Annotated in this window: 4 protein-coding genes and 2 pseudogenes; 5 read left to right on the plus strand and 1 reads right to left on the minus strand. The window is 64.6% G+C overall.

Annotation, left to right across the window (positions count from 1 at the left end):
* From ABW137_RS28960 to ABW137_RS28975, 4 genes and pseudogenes are all read left to right on the plus strand, one after another.
* Positions 1–275 (plus strand): annotated as a pseudogene (locus ABW137_RS28960) (dipeptidyl aminopeptidase); the annotation flags it as partial.
* Between the two features lie 43 nt (positions 276–318).
* Positions 319–1,515: a cytochrome P450 gene (locus ABW137_RS28965; protein ID WP_526405209.1), complete on the plus strand. Its 1,197-nt coding sequence runs from the start codon at positions 319–321 to the stop codon at positions 1,513–1,515.
* The gene (locus tag ABW137_RS28970; protein WP_526405211.1) at positions 1,512–1,700 is read left to right on the plus strand and encodes a ferredoxin; all 189 of its coding nucleotides are present in this window, start codon (positions 1,512–1,514) and stop codon (positions 1,698–1,700) included. Before ABW137_RS28965 ends, ABW137_RS28970 begins: the two co-directional genes overlap by 4 nt.
* Positions 1,697–2,887, plus strand: coding sequence for an NAD(P)/FAD-dependent oxidoreductase (locus ABW137_RS28975; RefSeq protein WP_526405213.1), 1,191 nt, complete (start codon positions 1,697–1,699; stop codon positions 2,885–2,887). The genes ABW137_RS28970 and ABW137_RS28975 overlap by 4 nt, the downstream gene beginning before the upstream one ends.
* A gap of 135 nt (positions 2,888–3,022) precedes the next feature.
* Here the strand turns inward: ABW137_RS28975 and ABW137_RS28980 are convergent.
* A pseudogene (locus ABW137_RS28980) lies at positions 3,023–3,385 on the minus strand (ATP-binding protein); the annotation flags it as partial.
* Positions 3,386–4,331: 946 nt separating this feature from the next.
* Between ABW137_RS28980 and ABW137_RS28985 the strand changes: the two are divergent.
* A partial coding sequence (locus tag ABW137_RS28985) for a caspase family protein (RefSeq protein ID WP_526405215.1) occupies positions 4,332–5,158 on the plus strand: 827 nt, incomplete at its 3' end.

Below are 5,158 nucleotides of genomic sequence, written 5' to 3' on the forward strand. Positions count from 1 at the left end.
TGCTGGGCAGCGACGATGCCGGACGCATCGCTGCCAACTTCGAACGGTTGGCCTACGACCCGCGTCGCCAGCCCCTGCAGTGTCCTGTTCTCGTGCTGCACGGCGGAGCCGACGTGCTCTTCGACCTCGAGGCGCAGCAGCCCTTCCTGGACGGCGCCGGCGTCGACCAGACGCTACGGGTGTGGCCCGACGGCGACCACACCATCTACAACCACTGCCAGGAGCGGACGGCGTTTGTCGCCGACTGGTTCGCCGACAAGCTGACCGCCCGCTGATCGGGCGAATCGAAGTGCCAGGACCGAGACAAAGGAGTCACCCATGACGCTCACCCCTACCGTGGCGGAGTCCGACATCGACCTCTTCGACGAAGACTTGTACGCAGATCCCTACGCCGCCTACCGAGAACTGCGGGACCTAGGTGGCGTGGTCTACATGCGCCAACACGACTTCTACGCGCTGACGCGTTACGACGAGGTCAGAGCCGCCGACGGTGACTCGCAGACCTATTCGTCGAAGGGCGTCGCCCTCTTGCCACAATTCAACGAGATGTTGGTGGGGACCATCATCGCCACCGATCCCCCCGATCACGGCGCCCTGCGAGGGGTCCTCTCCGAGCAGTTGGCGCCACGCGCCATCAACAAGCTGGGCAACGACATCCGCCAGCGTGCCGACGAGCTGGTCCAGTCCGTGGTGAGGCTCGGCACGTTCGACGCGGTGACCGAACTGGCCCAGCAGATGCCCGTGTCGATCGTCGCCGACCTGATCGGCATTCCCCAGGAGGGGCGCGAGATCCTCATTCCGGGAGCCGAATCGTTCTTCGCCTGCTTCGGGCCAATGAACTCCTTCATGGAGACCAAGGTGCCGGTCGTGACGGCGTTCAACGAGTGGATGGCCTCGGTGTCCCGTCGTGACAAGCTCACGCCAGGAAGCTGGGGGGATGCCATCTTCAAGGCCGTCGACGACGGCCGGATCGGGGAGCAGAGCGCGCTTCCGCTGATGGCGGCGTTCCTCGTCGCCGGCATGGACACCACGGTGAACGGAATCGGCGCGATGATCCGCGTGTTCGCCGAACAGCCCGAAGCCTGGGCTGCGCTGCGCGCGGACCCCAGCTTGGCCGCGGCCGCCTTCGAGGAGACCCTTCGCTTCGAGTCACCGGTGCAGCTGTTCTTCCGCCAGACGACTCGTGACGTGGTGGTCGACGGGGTGACGATCCCGGCCAACAGCAGCGTCGCCCTGCACTTCGGGTCGGCCAACCGGGACGAGCGCCACTATTCCCACCCGGACACGTTCGACATCCACCGCAATCCCTTGGACCACATGGCATTTGGCTACGGCACCCACGGTTGCGCCGGGCAGGCGCTGGCACGCATCGAGGCCAGAGCCATCGTCGCCGCGCTACTGGAGCACGTCGACCACATCGAGTTGGCCGGTCCAGCCGACCTGCACTACAACACCGTGGCACGCGGGCTGGGACGTCTCCCGGTAACCGTGCACGCGAGGAAGGCGCAGCAATGAGAGTCGAAGTCGATCGGCACAAGTGCGAAGGGCATGGCTTGTGTGAGCAGGTCGCGCCAGCGGTCTACCACCTCGACGACGAGGGGGAACTGGAACTCCTTGCGCAGGTGCCGCTCGAGCTGGAGAGCCAAGCCCAGTCCGGGGCTCGGTCGTGCCCGGTGGCCGCTCTCACCATTCAACCGTGACCGCGCCCGGTATGCGGCGCGTCGTCGTCGTCGGCGGCTCCATCGCAGCGGTCACCGCAGCCGACGCCTTGCGCACCGAAGGCTTTGACGGCGACGTGACAGTAGTGTCGGCTGAATCCCACCCGCCCTACTCGCGGGTCCCGCTGTCCAAGGGGGTGCTCGCCGGCTCGCAGCCCCCGGAGTCTGCCTGGCTCGGCGCACTCGACGGCTCGATCGAAGTGCGGCTCAACGCACGGGCCGCGCGCCTGGAGGCAGCCCGCCAACACGTAATCCTTGCCGACGGAACCGAACTCCCCTACGACGGACTGGTCATCGCGACCGGCGCGACACCATTCCGTCTGGCCGCCCCCGGGCAGGTCGGCGAATTGGTCGTGCGCGACCTGTCTGATGCTGCGGTCATTGCCGCCCGGGCGGCGACCGCCAAGACCGCCGTGGTCATCGGTGCCGGATTCCTCGGGATGGAGGTCGCCTCCACCCTGCATAACCTGGGGCTCGCCGTGACGGTCGTCGACCGTGACCCGCCGCTGCGCCGCCTTCTGGGCGCATGGCTTTCGGAGGTCGTTGTCGCGCGCGCACGCCAGGCTGGCATTCGCTTCGTCATCGCTCCTGGCGGTGTCCAGCTCGTCGGCAGCCCGGTCGCGGGCGTGTCACACGGCGACGGTCAGTTCATCTCCGCCGATATGACGATCACCGCAGCCGGGGACCGGCCTGCGGTCGAGTGGCTGAAGACGTCGGGCTTGCGCATCGAGGGTGGAGTGGTGATCGATCGCTGCTGCCGGGCCGCGCCGAACGTGACCGCCGCCGGCGACTGCACCGTCGTGGAAGACACTCCTGGAGTGTTCCGCCGCACCCCCCACTGGACCAGTGCGGTCGAGCAGGCGAGAACCGCCGCCCGATGCCTGATCGATCCGGCGGAATCGATGCCGTACGAACCCGACCCCTACTTCTGGACTGAGATGTTCGGGCTCGACGTGAAGATCACCGGGCATCCCCCGGCTCACGGAGAGCCCGAGGTCCTCGCTGGCGACCCGGCCACCCACAGCGCGCGAGTGCAATGGAGACACGGTGAGGATGCCCCGCACGCCGCCTGCTCGATCAACCATCGGATCCCGATCGTGAAGTTCAAGAAGCTGCGCACCCAGCAATACCAGCAAGTCGTGCGACGGCCCGCCGCGACGTCGTCCTAAATTCCGCAATCGGGCGGTTCCCCGGGTGTTCTCGCAAACGGGGGGTCCGAACCTCCGGCTGGCTCAGCCGACGGGCAGGTAATTCCTCGTGCTCGGGCCCGCTGTGGTGAGGGTAGCGGGCGTTCTGGATGGTTGTCAGGTGGTGGCGGGTCCGGGTCGTTGTGGTCGGCAGGACGGTCCGTCCATCCGAATTTGACGGCTAGCGTTGATCACTCGGTCGAGTAGGGATTCGACGACGACGGGGTTCGGGGACAGCGGATACCAGTCTTTCGGGGCACGGTTGCTGGTCAGGTTCAGCGGTTTGCCGGCGACGGCCCTGTCGTAGACCAGGTCGTGGAGATCGTCGCTTGGGGTTGGGTCGGCGAGCATGCGTGAGCATTTGACGAACCGAAGGGCTCCGCCGTGGCGGGCGACTTGATGGCCAAGTGTTTGTGTCACATGGGTTTTCGCGACCCCAATTGGCCAGCAGAGGATCACCGATTCCCCGGCTTGCCATCGACACGAAACAGGACCGACGTAGCCTAAGAGGTCCCCACAGGGGCAAAACGCCCGCTATTGATTGCGCCGTCGACGGGAAACTCTCGTAACCCTCTGACCTGCGGTTTTCTAAGTGGAGCTAAGGGGATTCGAACCCCTGACCCCCACACTGCCAGGGTGAAAACGCCTGTATTGCAGCGTGTTACGGCGTCCAAGGTGTATCGGATAATACCTGCTCGCAACCTATCTTCGTACTGATGTGGCTCGGGGCGTGCTTGCTAGTGACGAAGTGTCTTAGGACAACGCTAGGACACGTCGAAGGTCCACGTCTCGGGCGGAACCCCGGCGGCAGAGGTAAATCGGCCGCCCGGGGATCGCTCGCCGATCGCGATCGGGAGCTGACCGAGGAACGCACAGCTTTCGGGTGTGCCGTCTCCCGAGCAAACAGCACGAATTTCGGTCCCCTTGTGAGGTCACCGACGGCGAAGCGCATCGCAAGTGCGAAGTGAATAAGGGTTGACGGGTCACGGCCTAATGACTCACCAGGTACCTCGGCGTCAGTCGTGCGACGCTATGTCGGCCACGCTTACGGCTACCCAGCTCGCTGGACTCCGCGGACGGGGCTCGCTCGAATCCGCGACCAATGGAGTTGGTTCTGACGGGTTTCGGCGCATTTGCTTCAAGACTGTGGGCGACGGGTGAAACTAGGCCAGTCGCCGACAGGGGGGCGCACGCTTCCGCGCCTGGTCGACACGACGCCGAGGCGACGAATACGACCTCGGAATGATGGCCAGCACTGAAACGCATCGGTGCCGCCAGTATCCCGTCAGCATCGCAGGCCTAGAGGATCCGCGATGGCGGCTTGTGTCTTCGCAGTACATTTTAGGATCATCGCGTCACAAAGGGAGGTTGGCGTATGCCTGGGCGTGCTCTGCTAATTGGTAGCCAGACCTTTGGCTTGACTGGTGTGAACAGCGACGTGGTGTTAATGGCGGAGCTTTTCCGCGAGCGAGGCTTCGACGTGAGGGTGCATGTCGATGGCGACGCCTCTCGATCGCGAATCATCGCCGCGTATGAGCAACTCATCGTTGAAACGCCCATAGGCTCAACTGATCCTGTGGTGCTTTACTACTCCGGTCACGGCGGAAGAGCGCCATTGCCAGGGTGGCAAGAACTGCAGCGCAGTGGAAAAAGGTCTCACTTGCGCTTCCTCGTTCCGTTCGACATGGATGCGTCGACGGAGAACGACTTCCGTGGACTGTTGGCCGAAGAGATCAGTCATCTCCAGCGGCGGCTCACAGCAAAGACTGCGAACGTCACTACGATCCTCGATTGCTGTCACTCAGGCACGATGTCCAGGGGCGCCGACCTGGGCATCCTTCCTAAAGCTGTTAGCAGGAACTTCCCGACAGACGGCGCGCTTCCTCTATTAGAGGCCATCGATGCGGCAGCGCTCGACCGGCCAAGGGAGTTCGACGACGCAAACCATCTGGCCGTACGAGTTGTCGCCTGCGACCCGCTGCAATCGGCCTACGAACGTAACAGCGTGCTGGGTGGCCGTCACGGCGCGCTCACTGAGCAACTGGTGATCGCGATACGAGCACTAGGCGATCGGCCGGCGAGCTGGCAGGTACTTGGCGAACTGATCCGACGCAACATCGCGGCCGAGCTGCCGCTGCAGCGCCCCGAAGTGGAGGGCCCAGCAATGCGGTTACCGTTTTCGCTGACCACACGCGGCGAACCGGGTGCATTGCCGGTCACTGTCGCCGGCGACGGTCTCACTATCGAGCCAGC

The organism is Mycobacterium sp., from assembly GCF_040509115.1.
Taxonomy (GTDB): Bacteria; Actinomycetota; Actinomycetes; order Mycobacteriales; family Mycobacteriaceae; genus Mycobacterium.

What these genes read in the sequence shown, in the direction of transcription:
- ABW137_RS28965 (WP_526405209.1), top strand. Translation starts at nt 319, where the DNA reads ATGACGCTCACCCCTACCGTGGCGGAGTCCGACATCGACCTCTTCGAC.
- ABW137_RS28970 (WP_526405211.1), top strand. Translation starts at nt 1,512, where the DNA reads ATGAGAGTCGAAGTCGATCGGCACAAGTGCGAAGGGCATGGCTTGTGT.